General features: G+C 36.6%; 22 protein-coding genes. 7 read left to right on the plus strand and 15 right to left on the minus strand.

All coding sequences use genetic code 11. From position 1 onward, the window contains the following. Window positions 1–19: 19 nt before the first annotated feature. The 3 genes from HZR84_06035 to HZR84_06045 all read right to left on the minus strand — a co-directional run bounded on the left by HZR84_06035 (window position 20) and on the right by HZR84_06045 (window position 2,770). Entirely contained in the window at window positions 20–1,111 is a 1,092-nt protein-coding gene (locus HZR84_06035; GenBank protein QNL21511.1) for a DUF4837 family protein, read from the minus strand. Window positions 1,112–1,162: 51 nt separating this feature from the next. Beyond that, window positions 1,163–2,119, minus strand: a complete 957-nt coding sequence (locus tag HZR84_06040; GenBank protein QNL21512.1) for an ADP-ribosylglycohydrolase family protein — start codon at window positions 2,117–2,119, stop codon at window positions 1,163–1,165. A gap of 108 nt (window positions 2,120–2,227) precedes the next feature. Continuing rightward, on the minus strand, window positions 2,228–2,770 hold the full coding sequence (locus HZR84_06045) for a hypothetical protein (GenBank protein ID QNL21513.1): 543 nt from the start codon (window positions 2,768–2,770) through the stop codon (window positions 2,228–2,230). 120 nt (window positions 2,771–2,890) lie between these two features. Between HZR84_06045 and HZR84_06050 the strand changes: the two genes are divergently transcribed. Continuing rightward, entirely contained in the window at window positions 2,891–4,660 is a 1,770-nt protein-coding gene (locus tag HZR84_06050) for a lysophospholipid acyltransferase family protein (GenBank protein ID QNL21514.1), read from the plus strand. On the opposite strand, the gene HZR84_06055 is transcribed toward HZR84_06050, so the two are convergent. Next, window positions 4,648–5,289, minus strand: coding sequence for a septal ring lytic transglycosylase RlpA family protein (locus tag HZR84_06055; GenBank protein QNL21515.1), 642 nt, complete (start codon window positions 5,287–5,289; stop codon window positions 4,648–4,650). The genes HZR84_06050 and HZR84_06055 overlap by 13 nt on opposite strands. Before the next feature lie 284 nt (window positions 5,290–5,573). On the opposite strand from HZR84_06055, the gene HZR84_06060 reads away from it, so the two are divergent. Both HZR84_06060 and HZR84_06065 read left to right on the plus strand, forming a co-directional pair. Then, window positions 5,574–6,521 (plus strand): sterol desaturase family protein, encoded by a 948-nt coding sequence (locus HZR84_06060; GenBank protein ID QNL23204.1) that lies wholly within the window; start codon window positions 5,574–5,576, stop codon window positions 6,519–6,521. 8 nt (window positions 6,522–6,529) lie between these two features. Then, window positions 6,530–7,111: an alpha-ketoglutarate-dependent dioxygenase AlkB gene (locus tag HZR84_06065; protein ID QNL21516.1), complete on the plus strand. Its 582-nt coding sequence runs from the start codon at window positions 6,530–6,532 to the stop codon at window positions 7,109–7,111. On the opposite strand, the gene HZR84_06070 is transcribed toward HZR84_06065, so the two are convergent. Both HZR84_06070 and HZR84_06075 read right to left on the minus strand, forming a co-directional pair. After that, window positions 7,108–8,256, minus strand: coding sequence for an iron-containing alcohol dehydrogenase (locus tag HZR84_06070; protein QNL21517.1), 1,149 nt, complete (start codon window positions 8,254–8,256; stop codon window positions 7,108–7,110). The two genes, HZR84_06065 and HZR84_06070, sit on opposite strands and share 4 nt — an antisense overlap. An 8-nt stretch (window positions 8,257–8,264) precedes the next feature. Beyond that, a complete protein-coding gene (locus HZR84_06075) occupies window positions 8,265–8,783 on the minus strand; it encodes a hypothetical protein (GenBank protein ID QNL21518.1) in 519 nt (172 codons plus the stop codon). Window positions 8,784–8,801: 18 nt separating this feature from the next. On the opposite strand from HZR84_06075, the gene HZR84_06080 reads away from it, so the two are divergent. Together HZR84_06080 and HZR84_06085 are read left to right on the plus strand one after the other, a co-directional pair. Next, window positions 8,802–9,425, plus strand: a complete 624-nt coding sequence (locus tag HZR84_06080) for a cytochrome c oxidase subunit 3 (protein ID QNL21519.1) — start codon at window positions 8,802–8,804, stop codon at window positions 9,423–9,425. A gap of 9 nt (window positions 9,426–9,434) precedes the next feature. Next, the gene (locus HZR84_06085; protein QNL21520.1) at window positions 9,435–9,899 is read left to right on the plus strand and encodes a YiiD C-terminal domain-containing protein; all 465 of its coding nucleotides are present in this window, start codon (window positions 9,435–9,437) and stop codon (window positions 9,897–9,899) included. Between the two features lie 6 nt (window positions 9,900–9,905). On the opposite strand, the gene HZR84_06090 is transcribed toward HZR84_06085, so the two are convergent. The 7 genes from HZR84_06090 to HZR84_06120 all read right to left on the minus strand — a co-directional run bounded on the left by HZR84_06090 (window position 9,906) and on the right by HZR84_06120 (window position 18,123). After that, window positions 9,906–10,691, minus strand: coding sequence for a DUF2490 domain-containing protein (locus tag HZR84_06090; GenBank protein ID QNL21521.1), 786 nt, complete (start codon window positions 10,689–10,691; stop codon window positions 9,906–9,908). Beyond that, the gene (locus HZR84_06095; protein QNL21522.1) at window positions 10,688–12,631 is read right to left on the minus strand and encodes a hypothetical protein; all 1,944 of its coding nucleotides are present in this window, start codon (window positions 12,629–12,631) and stop codon (window positions 10,688–10,690) included. Before HZR84_06095 ends, HZR84_06090 begins: the two co-directional genes overlap by 4 nt. After that, window positions 12,625–13,392: an enoyl-CoA hydratase/isomerase family protein gene (locus HZR84_06100; protein ID QNL21523.1), complete on the minus strand. Its 768-nt coding sequence runs from the start codon at window positions 13,390–13,392 to the stop codon at window positions 12,625–12,627. Before HZR84_06100 ends, HZR84_06095 begins: the two co-directional genes overlap by 7 nt. Window position 13,393: 1 nt before the next feature. Next, window positions 13,394–15,346: a ComEC family competence protein gene (locus HZR84_06105; protein QNL21524.1), complete on the minus strand. Its 1,953-nt coding sequence runs from the start codon at window positions 15,344–15,346 to the stop codon at window positions 13,394–13,396. Window positions 15,347–15,462: 116 nt separating this feature from the next. Beyond that, window positions 15,463–15,897 carry a GNAT family N-acetyltransferase gene (locus HZR84_06110; protein QNL21525.1) on the minus strand — a complete coding sequence of 145 codons (435 nt, stop codon included), beginning with the start codon at window positions 15,895–15,897 and terminating at the stop codon, window positions 15,463–15,465. Beyond that, window positions 15,894–17,195, minus strand: coding sequence for a T9SS type A sorting domain-containing protein (locus HZR84_06115; protein QNL21526.1), 1,302 nt, complete (start codon window positions 17,193–17,195; stop codon window positions 15,894–15,896). Before HZR84_06115 ends, HZR84_06110 begins: the two co-directional genes overlap by 4 nt. Next, entirely contained in the window at window positions 17,167–18,123 is a 957-nt protein-coding gene (locus tag HZR84_06120; protein ID QNL21527.1) for a PhoH family protein, read from the minus strand. Before HZR84_06120 ends, HZR84_06115 begins: the two co-directional genes overlap by 29 nt. Before the next feature lie 81 nt (window positions 18,124–18,204). On the opposite strand from HZR84_06120, the gene HZR84_06125 reads away from it, so the two are divergent. Beyond that, on the plus strand, window positions 18,205–18,987 hold the full coding sequence (locus tag HZR84_06125) for an SAM-dependent chlorinase/fluorinase (GenBank protein ID QNL21528.1): 783 nt from the start codon (window positions 18,205–18,207) through the stop codon (window positions 18,985–18,987). A 126-nt stretch (window positions 18,988–19,113) separates the two neighbouring features. Here HZR84_06125 and HZR84_06130 read toward each other — a convergent pair whose 3' ends face one another. Continuing rightward, window positions 19,114–19,467 carry a four helix bundle protein gene (locus tag HZR84_06130; protein ID QNL21529.1) on the minus strand — a complete coding sequence of 118 codons (354 nt, stop codon included), beginning with the start codon at window positions 19,465–19,467 and terminating at the stop codon, window positions 19,114–19,116. A 210-nt stretch (window positions 19,468–19,677) separates the two neighbouring features. On the opposite strand from HZR84_06130, the gene HZR84_06135 reads away from it, so the two are divergent. Further along, complete coding sequence (locus HZR84_06135; protein ID QNL21530.1) at window positions 19,678–19,974, plus strand: antibiotic biosynthesis monooxygenase; 297 nt, start codon at window positions 19,678–19,680, stop codon at window positions 19,972–19,974. On the opposite strand, the gene HZR84_06140 is transcribed toward HZR84_06135, so the two are convergent. Further along, window positions 19,971–20,882, minus strand: coding sequence for a DUF4190 domain-containing protein (locus HZR84_06140; GenBank protein QNL21531.1), 912 nt, complete (start codon window positions 20,880–20,882; stop codon window positions 19,971–19,973). The genes HZR84_06135 and HZR84_06140 overlap by 4 nt on opposite strands. Window positions 20,883–20,985: the final 103 nt, after the last annotated feature.

Consider the following 20,985-nt stretch of genomic DNA (forward strand, 5'->3'; position numbering starts at 1 on the left):
TATGAAAGGGCGGGGCTTGTTATGATTCCATATCTTCTTCTGAATAGATTTTGAATGTATATAACACCGCTTCCAGCTCTCTAACTATATGCCTTTTAATTTTATTGGGAGCGTACAGGAAGCCCTCTATATAATACATTCGATTTGAGGCTTCATCAACAAAGGTATAGGAGATAAATGGACCTCCCCTTGTGTTGTTTTTGAGTTTCCAGAGACCGCGGCATTCAATGGCAAATTTTCCATTGAAATCCACTTTTTGGCTAAGTACCGGCAAATACTTTTCATCCGTGAGCATGTAGGAAACGGTGTCTTTTTCACCACTACCAAAAAGATGATTTTTGCCAATTTCATTTCTCCATTTAATGATAGAATCTTTTTCAAACTCGGCTTCTGATAGGTAATTTTTCCGTGCTATTATTAGATTCCTGAAAAGATCTGTACCCAATTGACTCATCCAAACAAATGTGTCGCGATCAACTGCCAAATCGTATCCGAAAGGTACCCTGAATCCATACTCATGTTTGTTTTCCAGGTACTTGGTCAAATCTTTTTCTTCCTTACCGCGGTACAATTCCAATTGAATTCTTCTTCTTTCATGATCATCGATCATGTCGATAATGTTCTGCTCGTTGTTTTTCACATTTTCAATGAGCTCTTTTTCATTTCGGCCATAGAGGTGAATTACCAATTGGTTTTTTGCAAATTCATCCTTCCTTGTATAAATAAATTCCTTTCCGTCTTTCTTTATTTTATTAAGTGATTTTTTTGAAAAATAACCCTGAATTCTCCTATTGGCCTTTGATTTGTTGTCCAATGTAGTGACGTAGATAATTGTGGATTGATATTTTAATAAGCCATCGAACAAGGATGGTTTAATATGTCTCAAATTAAAATAAGCTTCTGCCTGGGGAAGTCCCGGAAATGGTTTTTGAAAAGTAGTTTTTAATGCATATCCCAGCTCACCTTCCCATTGCAATGAATCCATAACAAGAACTACTTCACCGTAAGCACCCTGACTGTTTTTTTTGGTGCTGGTATTATTTCTAATTTCCTCGCAAGAGCTGAATAAGATGATGAGAACAGAAAAACCGAATACGAAATAACTTTTCATGAATAGAATATATTAAAACCGAAATTGATCTGGCTAAAATATAAAAGCCTTTTAAACTTGAGCCGATTGAACCAGAGTATCTTGATAACGAAAGGCCAATTCTTCTATTTCTTTTTTCTTGGGAAGGGCGTTGATCCATTCCTCGGGTATCTTTTCACCTCCGTAAAATATCGCAGCAAGAGCTCCTGAAAGTGCGGCGTTGGTATCTGTATCTTCTCCTAAATTAACCGCTTTTAGTACACATTCGGTATAAGAACGGCTTTTCATAAAAGACCAAAGTACCGCTTCAAGGGAATGAATTACATAACAGGAAGCTTTAATTTCAGATTCATAATAGGTCGAAATAGAATTTTTTAAAATTCTGTCATAATCTGAAACGACTTTTTTATTCAATTCCTCGTGACTCCCTATAAATTCATTGACCTTGTCCTGCATTTTTTTGTAGGCCATCAATTTATTATTGCCATTTATCAATTGAATACAAAACTCAATATAAATAAAGCAGGCTAAAACAGATTTTTGATTGCTATGTGTAATGGATGAAATTTCTTTGATCTTTTTATATCTGTTTTCTACATCGTCTTCCAGTACATCAAATGCGAGGGGTAAAATTCTCATAAGGGCTCCATTACCCGTGGCATAGTCCTCGAAATCGCCTGATTCTTCCGGGCTAACACCTCTGTTCAATCTTTCAATGGCATTTTTGGTAGAAGTTTCAAGATGAAATAATTTGCCATGAGGGGTCCAGTAATTTCGGAAATAAAAATCGGTTAGTTTTTTACAGAAGTCTTTTACATTATATCCATTGCAAAGACTTTCCATGAAGATAAAAGAAAGTGAACTGTCATCTGACCAGGTCCCTGCCGGTTGACTATGAGTTCCATTCTGACGCATGCCAACGACGGGGTCATTTTTTAATACCGATCTTGATTTATATTCAACAGGTAATCCCAGAGCATCTCCAACTGCGAATCCAAATATTGCATCTCGAACGAGATTGCGACTCATGCTCATTGTTCTTGATTTAGGCGTTCCAATAAAATGACTTAATAGCCTAAAGTATTACAAATTTGAGAAATTATCAAGTATTTAATAATGAAGCTTTTACCGACTTAATTATTCTTCCAGAAGCTTAGTGATCTCATCAAATTTTTCGTCTGAATATTCTCCGGAGGTATTGTGCAAAATATTTCCTTCCTCGTCGAGGATAAAGAAATAGGGAACATCTTTGGCGCCAAAATTTAAAACCTCTTTATAATCGTTGATACTCCCCTCATATACGAGGATATAAGAATGAAGACGGGGATCGATCCCTTCTTTCATTTTCTTAACGATTTTACCACTTGCCGCCTTTGCTGCGCCTTTAAGCATGGGGATAAAAATTATATTAACATCGTAATCTGTAACGGGAATCAGACTGTTTTTTGGTGGATCGATAAATGTTCGGTAAGCCGGTTCAAACCAGGATCTTAAATCTTCATCCGACTTTTTTGAAAATGCGAGCCCTACTATGGTTTTCTTGCCATTGAAATCTTTCGGAATTGTCATGGAATTGTCTTCAAGCGTAATTCCAGCAATATCAGGAAATGGGCTTTGAGCTTGCAGATTATGGGAACCAAATAAACTGAGCGCAAAAGTCAATACAATTAATCGTTTCATAGAATAGTATTTGTTTCAATTCTCTTTTTTAAACGCTTAAAAAAAATCTTTGTTGATTTTCATCGAAAAAATTTACGTGAGGAAAAAGAATAAAGCTTAATTTAATAGCCCAAATGCAATATGGAAGATCTGTTAAATAAAAAGGAATTTATAAATGCCACCAATCTGCACAAATTCCGAATGGAACTGGCGGCAGGGCTATTGATGAAGATTACCGGTTTGAGCAATCTCAATAAACTTTATCTTCAAATTGCGGAGAACCAGGATTTTTCATTTATCGAAAAACTTCTGGATGAATTAAACATACAAATCGATATTAATGAGGTCGATTTTGAAAATATCCCAAAGGAGGGGGCCTTCGTTACGGTATCTAATCATCCTTTTGGCATGCTCGACGGAATTTTGCTTTTGTATCTAGTGGCTTCCCGGCGTCCTGATTTTAAAGTAGTGGCCAATTTCCTTTTAAAAAAAATCGGGCCCATAGAAAATTTTTTTATTCCCGTCAATCCATTTGACGGTAGCTCCGGAAGCCTTGGAGGTATGAGAGAGGCATTAAAACATTTAGATACGGGGAAACCTATTGGGATATTTCCTGCCGGAGAGGTTGCAAGTTTGCATCCAAAGGGGGAACAAATTATTTCAGACCGCCAATGGCAATTGCCATCGATGAAACTGGTGAAGAAAGCAAGAGTTCCGGTAGTGCCAATCTATTTTAAAGGGGGCAATAGTGTTGTATTTCAATTGCTGGGATTAATCCACCCCATGTTGAGGACTGCCACACTAGCTTCAGAATTTTTAAAAAAGAAAAATGCCACAATCAAAGTTCGAATTGGAAGGCCTATTTCCGTTGCTGATCAGGACCGATTTGTGAGATATGACAATTATGCACGATACCTTAGGGCCAAAACTTATTCGCTCAATGCATCTCTCGATGTTAAAAAGTTTTATTTGCCAAAATTTTCAGACTTGCGCAGGGCAATGCCTATCTGCGAAAAAGAGCCTCAGGACTTGATAGAAAAGGAAATAGAGAGCATTAAAAATCAATTAATTCTTGAGAAGAATAATTTCAGAGTTTACATTTCCCGGGCTGATGAAATTCCTCATATTTTAAAAGAACTGGGCCGGCTCCGTGAAATTACATTCAGGGAAGTTGGGGAAGGTACCAACAAAGAGCGAGATCTGGATGCCTATGACTTGTATTATCAGCACTTATTTGTTTGGGATACCCTGGAAAAAGAAATTATAGCAGCTTACAGAATTGGCCGGGGAATGGACATAATGCAGCGTTATGGTAAACGCGGATTTTATATTCATAGCCTTTTTAAAATTGATGATGAATTTAATCCCTATCTCGAAAAGTCACTTGAACTCGGTCGATCATTTGTAGTTAAAAAACATCAGAAAAAACCACTTCCTTTATTTTTACTGTGGAAAGGAATCTTGCACCACCTAATGCATCATCCGGAATATTTGTATATCATCGGGCCGGTCAGTATTAGCAATTCCTATTCCAGGCTTTCAAAAAATTTATTGGTCGCCTACATCAAGAAATTTCACTACAATAAAGAATTGGCAAGATTTATCAAGGCCAGAAAAAATTTCAAACTCGGTTTAAAGCGAGTGGATTCAGAAATTTTGATGGAGGGAATGGATAAAAATACCTTCACGCAAATTGATAAAACCATTGCAGGCATCGAGCCCTTTCATTTGTCAATTCCCGTTTTACTCAAGAAATATATAAAGGAAAATGCCGAAATAATCGGTTTCAACGTCGATCCTCATTTCAACAATTCGCTCGACGGTTTGATGATACTCGATCTTAAAAATTTAAATTCTGATATGGTCGAAAAGCTTAATAAAGAAATGAAGGAGGAAAGTCAAAATTCATAAACGAAACAATCTGAATACTGATTTTTTAATGTTTGTTGCAATTCCTGTGCTTTTTTAGCACTTTTTATATGCCCGATAATTACCTTGTACACAGGTACCTGGTTCACATCTACAACCTCAACAATGACTTTTTTCTGATATGACTTTTTCAGATTGTGAATGGTTTCCATCATATTGGTCAATTCTCTAAAGGTAGCGATCTGCACCCCAAACCCAGCCGGACTTATTGCTTCAGAATGCACTTCGTAAAATTCCTTTTTGTGTTCAGGTACATCTCTGTTGGCTCTTTTATGACTCGATTTACCTTTTTCCATCTGGTCACTGTGTTCCAATACTTCAATTTCTACCTCAGCCAATCCTTCATGAACAAAACCTAGGGCTTCGGCTGCAGATTTTGACAGGTCAATTAGACGACCTTCAACATATGGCCCTCTGTCGTTAACTTCCACCTCAACAAAATTCCCATTCTTTATATTTGTAACCTTTACGATCGTTCCAAATGGAAGCATAAGATGTGCTGCCGTCAATTTTGAAGCCCGGTATTTATCCCCACTTGCTGTTTCTTTTCCCTCAAAACTATCGTCATAAAAACTGGCAGTTCCTGTTTGCTTAAATACGCTTTGAGACATTGCGGAGGACCAAATTAATAGGAGTAAAATGCAAAGAGGCAGCCTGCGATAGTTCATAATGTTTTATTTAATGTCAAATTAGTTCATTTTGATACAGACCATCAAATTTGGCAATGAAATATTAAAGTAAAATCATCGAAAATTTCACGATTCTGACTTTATATTAATTCTTAATAATTAAATAATTCAAATGAAAAAATCTGAATTCATATATTTGCGGCTTGTAGAATTGTGAAAGCGAATTTAAAATGGTAGACATCCCTGATTACAGCCAAGGAATTCTGATGCCCTGGGGTGGCATCGCCTTTGGAGTCCTGATTATTACAGAAATCATTTTCAGTTTAAAGTACGATAAAGAATTGTACCAATGGAAGGATTTCGCGGCGAGCACATCGATGGGCCTAGGAGCAACTATACTTTCAGTAGCATCAAAAGCATGGGCCTTTTTTCTTTTTTTTGCGGTATATGAATTATTTAATGTTTACGACCCGGCCACTGGTTGGTACAAAAATATTCTAGGTTATGCATCTTTTGGTTTTGAATGGTATATGTTCCTCATCTGTCAGTTTTTTGATGATTTCAATTACTACTGGCATCATCGATTGAGTCATGAAATCAGAGTACTTTGGGCAGCGCATATCGTTCATCACTCCTCTGATAATTTTAATCTTGGAACGGCAATAAGAAATGGTTGGGTGACCTTGTTTTACAAACCGCTATTCTGGTTGTGGTTGCCGGCGCTGGGATTTCATCCAATAATGGTGATGACCTGCCTTGCCATACAGTCGCTATGGCAATTTCAATTGCACTCAAAATTTGTTCCTTATCTCGGGTTTTTGGAAAAATTCATGAATACTCATAAACAGCATCAGGTGCATCATTCTTCCAATATTGATTACCTCGATAAAAATCACGGTGGGTATTTAAACATTTTCGATAAAATTTTTGGGACGCATAAAGTTTTGGATGACAATCAGGAAATAAAATTTGGTGTATTGCATCCACCTCAATCTTACAATCCATTGGTTATTGTATCGCATGAGTACCGTGACATTTGGAATGATGTAAAGAGCACTAAAAACTGGAAGGAAAAATTTATGTATGTTTTCGGCCCTCCCGGATGGAGCCCAGATGGCTCAAGAAAAACTGTAAAAGAGATGCAGGAGGAGAAAGAAAAAGTAGAAATAAAAAAACCCGTAACTAATTCCTCAAGAGAAATGGCAGCGGCATAAGATTGGATATGCAAACTTTTAATATTAAGGGTGGAGAATTGCTTCTTCACCCTAATTTTTTGTCTGAATCTGAAGCACTTAAGCTATTAGATCAGATATTAAATTCAAGTTCCTGGAATCAGGATGAGATACAAATATTTGGTAAATGGCATAAACAACCCCGCTTAACCGCCGTTTATGCAGACGCCGGTGTGAAATATACCTATTCGGGATTAACCCAAAAAACAGCCCCATGGCCTGATTATTTATTGTCGATTAAACAAAAAGTAGAAGTCTTAGCCGAAGCTGATTTTAATCTTGTTTTGCTCAATTATTATCGCGATGGTAATGATAGCATGGGCTGGCACAGCGACGATGAAAAAGAACTCGGGAAGAATCCCTGTATAGCTTCACTGAGTATTGGAGCCGCGCGTGACTTTAAATTCCGGCCGAAAAAGACCATTGAAACACGACCATTTAAGATCAATTTGATCAATGGTTCTTTGCTAATAATGAAAGGGGAAACCCAACACAATTGGCAGCACAGCATTGCGAAAAGCAGGAAAGTTCAGGCACCGAGAATTAATCTGACGTTTAGAAGGATTAATTAATTCTCCCACATCTTGTCGAGCAAGCTGTTGTAGATATCATCGTTCATCTTAAAAAAAGCACCGTTGACCTTGTTCTTTTTTAGATTTTCAACAATTTTCTGCCTGGCATTTTCCTGGATCCCAGCCTCTTTTAGTCTTACCGGTGTTCCAATGGTTTTAAAAAAATCTTCCAGGCCATCAATAAATACTTTGGGATCGGCAGAGCCAAACACTCTCTCGGATAAATATTGCAGTTTTTTTGAATTATCATCGAAAAATACTTTCATCCAGGCCGGATAAACTATTGAAAGACCCGCGCCGTGGGCGATATCATAAAGCACACTCAAACTGTGCTCAAAACCATGCACACCCCAATCGCCTCCTTTTTTGCCTTGCCTTAAAGTTCCGTTTAGCGCCATGGTTGCCAACCACATGATATTAGCCCTGGCATCGTAATCATGTGGATTGTCCTTTAATTCTAGTCCATATCTGATAGCCTGTGAAATTATATCGCTGGCGATGGCGTCACTAAGGGGTGCATCGGATGGATCAAAATATTGTTCCAGTGTATGAGCGATCAGGTCAGAAATTCCAAATGCCGTATAATCCGTAGGTACTGATTTGGTAAATTCAGGGTCCAAATAGGATGTTTTTGGATACAATAATGGGCTTCCAAAGCCGTATTTTCTACCTTCTCTCGTATTTTGAATGACCGTAAATTGATTCATTTCAGTTCCGGTTGCTGCCAATGTCAGAACTGAGATAATCGGCAGGGCTTTTGTTGGTACCTCAGCTTTTTTAACATAAAAATCCCAAATACTATGATCTCTGTAAAAGCCCATGGCTACTGCTTTGGCTGTATCAATAACTGATCCGCCTCCTACGGGTATAATCATTTGACATCCTGCTTCTTTGGCCACAGTAGTCGCTTTATCTGCGGTTTCAAATTCGGGATTGGATTTAACGCCTTCAAATATTTCATAGCTTATTCCCGCATTTTTTAAAGCACCCACTACCTGATCCAAAACACCGTTTTTCTTTACTGATCCTTTTCCTATAAGTATTAAAGCCTTATTTCCATAGCTTGAGGCATCATCTCCCAATTTGGATACACAGCCTTTACCAAATTCGATTTTTGTTGGGTTGTAAGAAGTAAAATTTTCCATTTTTTAATTTATAAATCCAATCCTTTATCCATATTAATGATATAAAGACGTTTATTGTTTCTTATTTTATGTTTTCTGTGTTTCCAGGGTTTGATGATAAAGCCGGCAATTACCAGTATCGCACTCGCATTTATACTTTTTTGATCCAAAATGTCGCTGTTATTTATGCCGTTATTAAAAGAGTCAATAATCAAATAACCTGCACCTCCGGTGATCATCACACTTGATAGCACTGATCTGAACTTTGAAAAAGTAGTATTGCTCTTAACCCTAATGTATTGAATCGAGTCAACATTGATTGCTAGCGTATTTTCAAATAATATCGTATTATCGTTAAAATCTACTATTCTATCCTTAATAAAAGATCGGGAGTTATTTGCCTTAAATACTAAATTGTCATTTGGGTAAAAACGAACTCTTTTTACCAGACCGGGTTTATCAAAAACAAGATATTCCTGTCCATGACAATTTTCATAAATGATGAAAAATAAAATTAAGAGACTTAACTTGTAAAATGATTTTGGCATTTAATCGTTTTGAGATAAATGAACAAAAAAAATACTATTCAAAAAGATAAGAAACTTTCATTAGATACCATCGAAAGAATACACCCTTATAAGATGTTATTGTTTTTGGGTGCTCTGGGAAGTTTTTTAATTTTCACCTTTTTATTAATTGCCTTTTCTGTATTGCATAAGCACACAGACGGACAGGTATTCAATCTTCCGAAATCATTTTTGATTAGTACCTTTTTGATACTTTATGCTTCATTTACAGCATTTAGGGCAGAACAATCTTTAAAATCAGAAAACACCAAAAGTTTATTAAAATACCTCGGGCTGACGATTGTGCTCTCAGCGCTTTTTCTTTCTTTTCAATGCTATTCATGGATTGAGATGTACAACAGAGGTTTATTTTTTGATGGTCACCCTTCCTCTTCCTTTATGTACGTACTTACGGGTTTACACATGCTTCACCTTTTGATCGGTTTCGCATTTTTGATTTATTCATTCGCTGTCATTGGGAGAAAAACTAAGGACAATGTACAGGAATTGGTGTTTTTTACAAATCCATATGAGAAAACACGTCTTGAGGTATTGTTTCTTTTCTGGCATTATATGGCAGGAATATGGATTCTGATTTTTCTTTATCTTTTCTTTACATTTTAGAATAGATTTATGAAACTCAAACCCTGGGCTGCAAGGTGGTTTATGAATTTATATCCACCTAATCTTCTAAACCGAATCGTAATTTCCAAGTTAAGTGATGATTTTCGGGAAGTAGATATCAAAATCAAAAAATCCATCCTAAATAAAAATCTTCAAGGCAGTATTTTTGGAGGTACTTTGTACAGTGCTGCAGATCCATATCCAGCACTATTGTATTGGCAATGCCTTCATCAGCAGGACATTAATACAGAGGCCTGGCTAAAAAAGGCTGAAGTAGAGTATCATAAGCCCGCCTCTACAAGCATTCTGTTCAAATACAAAATAAGTGAAAAAGAAATTTCTGAAGCCATGGAAGAACTATTTAAAGATGGAAAATTTTCCCGATGGCATACTGTTGAAGGCAAAGACCAATCAGGAGATACCTGCATCAGTATAAAATCGCTGATAGTATTAAAACTGCGTAAGTCGAAATAATAATTTTTAATGGAGGTTTGGACCTTTGTTCCTTCTTAAATCCATATTGTGGTACACCGACATTCTTATGATATCCTGATGGCGAAATTTATGCCCTTCAGGTTTTTGAGCATAGTGCCAGGCATAACCCAATTGAAACTGCCAGTTGTTATTTAGCAAATAACCGATACCATTGAAGACCCGGATTTCCTCCAGGTTGTTGTAAATTACTTTTTGACCCGACTGAATAAAAATTTCTGCATTTTGAGCGAGAAATACAGTTTTGTTTTGGATATGATTATGATTCAATGGCGTGTAAATTGTAAACTTATATCTGTAGCGTTGGGAAAAATGATAGGGTTCACCTTTAAAATGATCCCGTTTCCATCGTTCTTCAAATCTGAATTGGTGATACAGTTTTAACCTTCCTACTTCCTGTACAAATAAAAACTGTTGCCAAAATCTGAATTCGGGTACAACACGGTCTTCCAGTTCTCTACTCTCAACCTGATACCAAGAATAGGGATTGACAAAACCGGCTGTAATTTCCAAACTAGGGTTAATCAAATACGCCAGACCAAATCGCAGGTACAATTTATTCATGTGCGTATTCCACTCGGTACGTCTTACATGGTATTCTCCATAATAGAATAGCTTGTTGGCAATCATGTACTTGGTATATAAGCCATACCAAATTCCGGTTTCATGGAAAATCTCCCTAGGAGGAAGCGATCTGTCTTCACCACTGTCCCCATAAGACAATCCACAATTCAGGATTGAAATTAATACTGCTATTAGTAAAATCTGCCTCATTCCTCGAGTTCCAACAATTTTTTAATGTCCTTATGATCTGTTGTCTTTTTAAGCTTTTTTTCAAGGCTCCTTGTATTCTCTCTTGCGAGTTCCATGAGTCTTTGTTGTAATGTTTCTATTTCTTCCACATGTTTTGAAATTTCCTCGGCGTGGTTTTCATTTATTAACTCTGACTTTAGGTGATTGTAATAACTGATGGCTGCTGCATCATAAAGTCTTTTCTTCAAACGCTTTTTAATATTTTGGCTATAGGTATAAGGATCAAACACATACTCCGTATAGGCAGAATCAATTTCACTTTCCATATATTCAATACTGTCAATTCTAGACTTTAACTCTTTCAAATCTTCAAGCACTCCCAAAATAAATCTTCCCTCCATTTCCCTTTTATCCATTTCATTAATGCTTGCGTATTGCTGCATGATGTTGGAGGTCCATGGTTTAATTGAGTTTTGATAAATTTCATTGCTCAGGCCTTGTCCTTTTTCGGTGTAACTGTTTTCGATTTTTCTGGAACTGAATTGAATATCCTGCTCCAATGCAGTAAGTCTTTGTTGTTGAAGTATTTTTTCAAATTCCGAACGAATATCAACCATGGCTTTCTCACTTCTGTCGTTTAATATGGAAATGGCATCTTCCAATTTGTAAAAAGGAGAAAGGTCTTTATCTGTTCGTTCATCCAATAGAATACTTCTGGTCTCACCGTCATATTCGTAATAAATAGTGTCAACTTGATCGATGTATTTATTATAAATATTTGAGAAATAGACCTCGCGGTCAATGTGCTCATAAAGGGAATCGGCTCTTGAATTAACCAATTCTAAAATCCCCTGCGCTTTTTCTTTTTCATACCTCAGAATCGCCTCTGATTTTGAAAGGAGTTCACTCAGGTGAAAATTGATATAGAATTTGGGGTCATCGAGCATCTCATCCGATCTTTCGATAATTCCATTGAGATCTTCCCTCATTTCATTTAGATTTTTGAGAAAGGATTTTGGTAAATCATACTCGAAACGGCCTGTTCCCGGATTGAAATCATGCCTGGATCCTTCTAGTGCCCCTCTACCCAAATCTGCCCATAAAAAGGCTTTATAAGCTACTTTTAGGAGTTCATTTCCACTTTTTTGTTGTTTGAGATAAGGCGATTCCAATAAAAATCCATCATCGAAAAGAACATCGAAATTTTCACTGGCTTTACTGACAATCCCGGTGCTGAGTTTATTAATCACCTCTTCATACACAAGGGAATCCATTATTTCACCTGTTTTTTTATTTTTTCGAATTAGCGTTAATAAAAATCCATCATTGTAATTTCTTGTCTCCTGAATCTCGATACTATCGGTAAAATAGTGCAATTCCCAATAGCCGTCCAGTCTCCCAAGTGAATCAAATTTTCCATCCAATTCGTATCGTGGTGATTTCAAACTTTTAAAAGCAAAATCACCAAAAGGTTTTCCATTTTGAAAACGCAGAGAACCTACTTTTTCAACACTTTGATCGCCGGCTGAGTCTATATGATAAAATGCATAACTCCACAAGCCTTCGGGGACACCTTTTACATATTTGGCATCGGTGATTTCTTTTTTACCCCAATAAATCATTCTAATTTCTTCGTTTTCAATATCCTGAACGCTGTAGCTTAAATCCAATTGGTCGTATTCCCATTTTCCTGTTTTAAAGCCATTTTTATACTGGCCTATATAGGTTTCTTTTATAAAGCGATGCCCATCCTTTAAATCCTGCTTAATGACAAAATGAAATGTCCCGTCAAATACGGTGTCTTCATCTATAATTTTGTATTCTGCTTTTACTGTACCTTTTCTGTCCACCAGATTGGTATATTCTCCCTCGAGGACCTGCGCGATTAAATTATCTGAATAAAGCAAGAGGAGAAAAGCTGATGAAAGCAATATGTTAAATAATTTGAAAGATTTTACCATGAGATTTTTTCCTTATTGAGAAATGCGGATATACCTTTTTTACAATCTTCATTTTCCCTCGCTTTTGCATTTTGAGCTGCGGCGAAGTCCAGGGCTTCATTCAAATTCATACCGGAAATTTTTGCAATCATTGCTTTTGTCATCGCCATTGAGCTACCGGCATTTTTATTGACAAGTTTTGATGCAAATTCCATGACTTTATTGTCAATTTCATTTTTATCAATTATATCATTGATAATTCCCCATTTTAGAGCCTTTTCCGCATCGATCATCTCACCGGAAAGCAAAAGATGCCTGGCTCTCCCCTCGCCAATTTTTCTCAAAAGAAAAACCATTACAAGGGCGGGTACAAATCCTATCCTCACTTCTGTATATGCCATTTTCATTTCCGGAACCGCAAATACAAAATCACAAATGCTTGCAAGCCCCGCACCACCAGCAATTGCCGGACCTTCTACCTGCGCAATAACCATTTTTGGGGAATCATAAATCATTTGAAATAAACCTCTCAGATGCTGAGAATCAGCAAGATTTTCTTCAAATGAATTATTTCGAAGCTCCTTTAGATATGCAAGATCAGCACCGGCGCAAAATGCCTCACCCTTTGCTTTTAATATGATGACTTTTACCTTATCGTCCTCTAATAGTTGGTTTAAACCATTTTTTATATGAGAAACCATATCTGCACTGAGTGCATTTCTTTTTTCAGGACGGTTCAAAGTCAATATACCTATCCGGTCAGACGTAGTAGTAGTGATCATTTTATTTTAGTACAAGCGCGCCCTCCGACCTGAGATCGTGAAAGGCCTTATTCTTTTCTTTCAATTCCTTAATTATCTTCAATCTAATAAAGTAAGGAATATTATTACCTAAAATAAAACCTTTAATAGGATTAAAATTGGATTGAAGTACCATTTTTGCATTTAATGAATCGATTATTAAATAATCTACATCTTTTGAGAATTCAATCTTTTTTTTGGGCTTAACAAGAATCAAATCATCGTAAAACCAGCAATCATAGGATGACATGGCCTTAAAAAAATCCGATTGGGGCGAAGTTATTTTTTCAATTCCTTTTTCTCTGGAATAGGCGGAGAGACTGTATTTCCAGAAATTACTTTGTTCCATTTGATCTGTGTCAATATCTATTTGAAGATTTTTGCCATTGACCAGAGCCACAAAATCATTGTCTTTTTCACTAAACAAAATCATTTCCTTTTGATTGGAAAAAAGGTAGTTCAAATACCACTGATAGCCTCCAAAACAGCTGATAAAGATTAAGAGTAAATAGGCAAATCGCTTTTGGCGATATCTTAGGATTAGAACAAAGGATGTCAGAATTAATAGGCTTATAACAAACTGCCATTGATCAAAATAAAGAGCTTTTGATACTGAATAGGGCAATTCCTGAATGATAAAGACGGACTTATTCAAAATCGAAATACTCAAATCGAGTACATAGGCGATTATGCTTTTAATAAATACCAGAAAATGAAAAGCAAGCAAGGCAATCCCCAAACTTAAAATGATGCCGGCGAATGGAATTACAATAAAATTACTGAGTATAAAAAGATTGGGAAACTGATGAAAATAATAGAGCGTGATTGGCACAGTTCCTATTTGTGCTGCAAGCGAAACCGCGCTCAACTTATACATTTTATCCAGCATCGAATTGCTGAATTCTACTCGATTTGTAAAATAAGGATAAAAGAAAACTATGCTGAATACCGCTAGAAATGACAGCTGAAATCCCAAATCAAAAATCATCATTGGATCTATGATCAGAATAATAAATGCGGCCAGGGCTAGGTTATTGTAAATGTCGGATCGCCTGTTAATTAATTTTGATAAAGCAAGGGTTGAAAACATAATGACTGCCCTGCTCACTGAAGGTGAAAAACCTGTAATGGCAGCATAGGCAAAAAGTACAGTGACTGTAATAAAAAATAAGCCTTGTCTGCCGTATTTAAGCTTGTTTAAAAATGACAAGAGGTAAATAAGAATCTGATATATTATACCTACATGCAGACCCGAAACTGCTAAAACATGAATCGCGCCGGCATCGGCAAAGGCTTCTCTTACTTCATTTGGCAGATCATCTTTCTGACCTAAAATTAATGCCTGTGCTACATGCAAATTATCCGGATTTGAAATGTTATCCTTAAGTACGAATTGAAAATAATTTCTAATTTTTAATGCCATTTTAATAATCGGACTGCCTTTGTCCTTTTCTAAAATTAGCACATCGCTGCTCTCTGTAAATACCTGAAATAGGAAGCCCTTTCTCCGCATAAATGATGCATAATCAAAGCTTTCCGGATTTTTTGGACCTACAATTCTTTTTGGTGAATTATTTATGTAAACCAGGTCACCGTATTCAAGCATTTTTCTAACATCGGATTTCTTGAGATACAGTAAGGTTTTGAAATTAACATCGATGGTTTTATCACCTTTTTTAATTTGTTCTACTCTTAAAAGATATCTGGTGGTTTTGGCTGTTTCTTTGGACTCCGAAATGATAATTCCGGATATTCCCTCAGCACTTAGAACTTCTGTAATCCTTTGATTATCTGAAATATATCGGCTTGAATATTTTTGAATGAAAATTCCAAAAAGAAATAACAAGGCTAAAAATCCAATTCCTTTTAACAAAAGTGATAAAGGCTGAATTTTTAGAAAGTTTAGAAGGAAAGTGAAGATTGCTAGTCCTGCCAAAGACAGGATAATTAACTCATTTGGGATGCCGGGAAAGTACTCTGAACTTACTATTCCCAAAATAAAAAACAGGACATACCTGAGTATGGGAAAAGGCATCCAGGCAAAGCCCGAAATCATAACATTCTTGTCATGGTTTTATGTAGAATGCCGCATTCCTCAAAAATTTCTCCTTCGATTTCAAAGCCAAATTTGAGATAAAGCGGAATGGCATCGAGTTGAGAATGCAAAAGTAATTTTGCAGGTTTTTTAATGATTTCTTCTATATCCTTCAAAACGGATTCAACAAGGGCAGATCCAATTTTTTTATTTCTGAATTCCTTTAAAACGGCAAAACGTTCGAGTTTAATGTAATTCTCCAATTCTCGCCAACGCGCGGCTCCGACGGCTTGATCATTGTATCTGGCCAAAAAATGTCGTGCCTCTTTCTCAAATTCATCTACCTCATCTTCCAAGGCCACTTTTTGTTCATCAACAAAAACTTTCTTGCGGATTTCAAGACAGAATTGATAGTCCGGGCTGTCCATTGAAGTCTGTATTACTTCTATCATGGTTTTAAAGGTCCATAAATTTTGAAACGCTGGGTATCTCCATTTTTATAATGGATTTTCATAATATATATCCCTCTTCTTTCTGCACTCAGAGCAAACTGAATTTCTCCAAATGCATTTGAGCGTATGAATGCATCTTCAAGCCGTTTTCCCTGCAGGTTAAAAATCGTGATTTTGTAATCTGTTCCCGGGTCGAGATTAAAGATCAGATATCGGCCTTCCACCTGATCGACGGTCCCAATTTTTACATTTTCCCTGATTGGGTTATTGTCTGTGGTATCCTGTCCGAGATCACAATTGATGGAACCTGTTAAACTTGAAAGCAAAAATGAACTTCTGTTATTGGGCAGGTTGGCATCAAATATATTTCGGGTTAAAAGTTTTTGACATTGAGTGAAAATATTAAAACAATGATCATCGGAATAGTCCATGTAATTTCGAACCATATCCGGGCTTCCACAGGATTCATGTGTAGTATCGCATCCAAAATTACCCGCATCTGAATCCGGAGTATCATCGCAACCGTCATCCACAGCACAATTTCCATCTCCCCAAATGTGCACCAGACCGAGCCAATGCCCAACTTCATGGGTCATGGTTCTTCCGCGATTATAAGGAAATGCAAATGCATCGATTGAAGTACCTGTGCGATTTCCGAAATACCTGTTTGACATGACTATTCCGTCTGTTTCCCTGGGATCCTCGGGAAAACTCGCATAACCGAGAAAATTATCGCTCAATCGTGGCACAACATAAACATTCATATATTGATCGGCAGGCCAATGGACAATTCCTTTTATTTCTCCGTCATCAGCGCCCGCATCGTATTCATCTTTAGCTCTGTAATGTCTGGTAATCCCATCCGTTGCTTGCCCCTGTGGGTCAAGTTTCGCCATGCAAAATTCTATTTCCATGTCTGCACCTTCGGGCAAATCATTAAAACCCGGGCTGCCAAATTTTCTTCTATAGTCCTGGTTGAGAACTTCGATCTGAGACATAATCTGTTCTTTGGAAATATTTCCAATATTAGGGTCATCTGAGATAATTCCCGCCTCCGATGTGTGAATGACATGTACGACTGTAGGAATATACAAAAGCGTATGCTTAAGCCCATCGCTTAACTTTTCTGCCGTAGTGGATCTAGCTATTCTTTCAATTCTTTGTTTGAGATAATCCGGATTAGTTTGTAGGGCAATAGAATCTCTGTAAGTTGTAGCACATTTTTGCCCATAGGAATACCCAAATAGGCTTAGAGCAAAAATGAAAATACTAATCTTCTTTTTTACTCTGCTTGTCATAAGCTCTTATAATGGATTTCACTAATTTATGACGCGTCACATCTTCTTCATCAAGGTGCACAAAACCAATTCCTTCAGTTTTACCCAATATATTCAAGGCCTCCTTTAAACCTGATTTTTGGTTTCTGGGAAGATCCAGCTGAGACTGGTCACCGTTAATTATCATTTTTGAATTTGGACCCATCCGTGTCAAAAACATCTTCATTTGCATGGGCGTGGTATTTTGGGCTTCATCTAATAGTACAAATGCATTGTTAAGGGTTCTTCCCCTCATATAAGCCAAAGGAGCTATTTCTATAATTCTTCGTTCCTGATAATAAAGAAGCTTTTCAGCCGGTATCATGTCATCGAGCGCATCGTAAATGGGCCTAAGGTAGGGATCAATCTTTTCTTTGAGATCACCTGGCAGAAAACCAAGATTTTCTCCCGCTTCCACTGCCGGTCTTGTAATAATGATTTTCTTTATTTCCTTATTTTTCAGCGCCCTGACTGCCAGCGCTACGGAAATATAGGTTTTCCCTGTTCCTGCAGGTCCAAGGGCAAATACTACATCATTTTCTTTAACATTTTTTACCAGGTTTACCTGATTGCGGGTTTTGGGCTTAATCACAACACCCCTGGTTCCATAAATTAGCACTTCCTCTTTGAGGTGTTTCAGGTTGTCGAGTTTCTCAATGTCATTTCTTATATAATCCTGAATACTATCTTCGGTGATTTTACCGTATTGATGATAATGCTGTATCAGCGAATTGATAATATCATTGATCTTAATTATTTCCGGGGGTGAACCCTGAATTTTAATTTCATTGCCCCTACTTACAACCTTGCTTTTGGGGAATGCCTCAGCAACTCTTTTGATATTTTGATTTTCGAGTCCGAGAAAATCAGGAAGGGAAACATTTTCAAGCGTAATTATTTTTTCTACCAAATGCTATCTGCTTTAATCAATGATTTAATTTTGCGTAATTTTAGCCGATTACAAAAATAATCAAAATTCCTCTTTGGCTATATGGCTATGATCACATTTACATCCGATTTTGGATTAAAAGACCATTACGTTGCAGCCCTCAAAGCCAGGATCTTAAGCGATTTTCCAAGCGCTGTTATAGTGGACATCACTCATAGCATTCCCGCCTTTGATCTGATCCACGGTTCCTATGTCCTCGGCTCTGTATATGACAACTTTCCGGCTGGAACGGTTCATATTGTTGCTCTAAATTCCCATAAGCAAAAAACCATGAAGTTTATTGCCGCTAAATTAGATGGGCATTTTTTTCTCCTTCCAAACAATGGATTGTTATCGCTAATTTCAGAAATGGCACCCGATATGGTTGTGGAATTGCCTTTCAGCAATAAGTCAGACGTCTCATTTCCCGAAAAAAATATTTTGTCAAAGGCAGCAAGTCAATTGGCCAAAGGAGCTGATTTGAGCAGTTTGGGTAAGGCCATGGTGGATTATGAAAAATCATTGATGCTAAAACCAAAAGCTACAAAATCCGGAATTTTTGGCCATGTCATTTACATCGATCGATTTGGAAATCTGATCACCAATATTAAAAGGAAGGTATTTGAGGATTTGAAAAAACTTGTTGGACCCGGCTTTGACCTGAATTTCAGTAAAGAGCACTTGCATCAGATTAATAATCACTACGGAGACGTAGGAGAAGGAGATATTGTAGCCCTATTCAATGAGCGTGATTTATTGGAAATCGCCGTACGCGAGGGAAATGCAGCTCAATTATTTGGATTGCGTTATGATAGTCCGGTGAGGATTACTTTTGAAAAGAGTTAATAAAACCTGCTAAAATTCTTAAGCCTTAATATTAATCAAAAATCATATTAATTGAGTGTGAGAACGAAGTGTGAGGAGAGAAAGAATGTCGAATGTTCAGTGTGATAGCCAAGATAATAAGCTTTGCTACTTTTTAATTTTAAGATTCCTGATCATTGTAAACAAAATTTTTGATAACTCTTCGGACTTGTTATACAAGTTTGAGTGAGATTCAATAGAAATCATTTTCTCATCTCTTAGGATGTCAATGACCGCGGTACATTCAAACAAAGAACTTCTTGACATTACATAAAAGTGAGCTCTATCAGCTTTACTAAATCTACCTGATCCCTCGACAAGGTTTAAAACCACACTCAAAGCGGCGCGACTTAATTGGTTTTCGATGATACGATCAAGGTTGTTACCTCGAATAAGATTTAAATTTGCACAATAAAATTTTTTAGCCTTTTTGTAAACATCAAGTTTTTCAAAATCAAACATATAAAAGTGGTTGAATTTTGCATTAATATAGTTTGAAACCTGTTTACTTTAGAACGGTATTTCGTAATGACGGCTTTTTATTATGCAAAACAATAATTGAATTTATTTAACAATTTCACTCTCCTCACTCCACACTATTAAGATCTTTTGCATTATCAATTTATCTTTGAGTCCTAATATTAGAATTTATTCTAAATAAGTTTCCAATCCATGTTAATCCGAATTGTACGCATGTCTTTTAAACCTGAAGAGGTTGATAATTTCCTAAAATTCTTTGATTCAAAAAAAGAAAAAATAAGGGCTTTCCCAGGATGCAGGCATTTGGAATTGTGGCAGGATCATCATTTTAAAAACGTATTCAGCACATATAGCCACTGGGATGGAGATGAAGACCTTCAAAATTATCGCAATTCAGAATTGTTTCGGGATGTTTGGTCAAAAACAAAACTTCTATTTTTAGAAAAAGCCATTGCCTATTCGAATGAGGTTGTAGTGAAGCTCGATTAATAGATTGAATAAAAGCCCAGAATCAAAATGAAGACAAAGAGTGCAAACAAAAGATAAACTGATCCTATGCCAATCCCCGCATATGCATATCCCTTTCCTCTGAATTTCTGAGTGTTTTTTTTATGCTTCGACAAGCTATAAACACCAAAAATGAATGACATTAAAGCCAAAAATGGAATAAATGCAATTAGTATAGCTGAGTTGTATGGCCCAAAAGCCAGAAGGGTTAAAAAAATTGAAAAAAAGCCACTCAAAAAGCTGAAAAACCCCAATTTTTCAATTTCCAGATTTTGTCTTTCTTTATTGCTAAGCAACTCTTCTGCAATAATAGTTTCGTTTTCCGGGTAATCCTCTTTCAAATTCTCTTTTGCTTTTTTTGCAGATTTTTCGGGGTGCACCCTATTGCTTGCAATGCCAAAAGCAATTGATCCCCCTACCAGAATTAAAAACAATGAGGCAGATCCCAGAAAAACCGATACCACACTCGATATTCCCAATGCCCCCGCGATGAGTCCAAAAAGCCTTGAACGTCTTTTTTTCTTTTTGAAATCTTCAGCTTCATTAATGTTGATTGTATTGTTTGAATATGACAAGTAATCAGAATTATCCCATAGAAAAGAATTTGGCAATGGTTCGAAATTTTTCTTTGAAACACTAAAGTCCAGATCTGCAGTTTTATCCGCGCTATTCTCATAAATAGAAATCAAATCGCGGGTTTTGTCTCGTTTGATCCCCTCACTGTTTTTTAGACAAAGTATTGGTTCTTTTTCTGGAGTCTTAATCTCAGAACTATGATGACGGGTGTAATAGTCCCATGGCACATGATTAAATAAAGAGATATTTTTTTGACAGGAACTGTATAAGGTCAAAAGAATAAACCCCAGGCTAATAATTATAAATCTCTTCATGCTGTAGTCTAATACAAATCTAAGCTTGAATTCCATACTGTCGCTGAAAGAAAAGAATAATCTTCAAATAAAAATTAGATTGAAATCAATTCTTTAATACATT

The sequence above is a fragment of the Hyphobacterium sp. CCMP332 genome, assembly GCA_014323545.1.
In the GTDB taxonomy this organism is placed as follows: Bacteria; Bacteroidota; Bacteroidia; order Cytophagales; family CCMP332; genus CCMP332.